The 559-nt window shown below is 61.0% G+C and carries 2 protein-coding genes; both read left to right on the forward strand.

The window, feature by feature from the left end:
- Positions 1-102 (forward strand): ribosome recycling factor (locus JNK74_29820; GenBank protein MBL7650368.1); only part of this gene is annotated, 102 nt, incomplete at its 5' end.
- A gap of 8 nt (positions 103-110) precedes the next feature.
- Positions 111-559 (forward strand): di-trans,poly-cis-decaprenylcistransferase (gene uppS / locus JNK74_29825; GenBank protein ID MBL7650369.1); only part of this gene is annotated, 449 nt, incomplete at its 3' end.

The raw sequence follows: 559 nt of genomic DNA on the forward strand, positions 1-559 counted from the left end.
TTGAAGGGCTTTGAAGTGAAGGTTCAAAAGATCACCGACCGCCACGTCGATCGGGCCCACGAGCTCCAAGCGAAGAAAGACGCCGAGCTCATGGAAATCTAAGCGCCGGCATGCCCACGCTCTTGCAGGCGGCCCAGCGCGCCGGCCTCGACCTTGATCAGTTGCCCCAGCATGTCGCCATCATCATGGATGGCAACGGTCGCTGGGCAACGGGCAAAGGTTTGGGACGCCTGCTTGGCCACCGCGAGGGCTACAAAACTCTCAAGAGCGTGGTGGAAGCCGCCGGCGAACTCGGTGTCAAGTTCCTTACCGTGTATGCATTCAGCGCCGAAAACTGGCGACGCCCCCAAAGCGAAGTTGCGGGCCTGATGAAGCTCATCGAAGGCGCGATGCGAGAGCAAACTCAGCACCTCGTGAACAAAAATGTGCGCGTCGCGATCACGGGCCGCATGCACGAGCTTCCGGTTTCGCTTCGCGAAGCTCTTGAAGAGGGCATCGCCGCGACCCGGCACTGCACCGGCATGACCTTTTGCCTCGCGATCAACTACGGCGGTCGGGC

It is taken from the genome of Candidatus Hydrogenedentota bacterium (assembly GCA_016791475.1).
Lineage (GTDB): Bacteria > Hydrogenedentota > Hydrogenedentia > Hydrogenedentales > JAEUWI01 > JAEUWI01.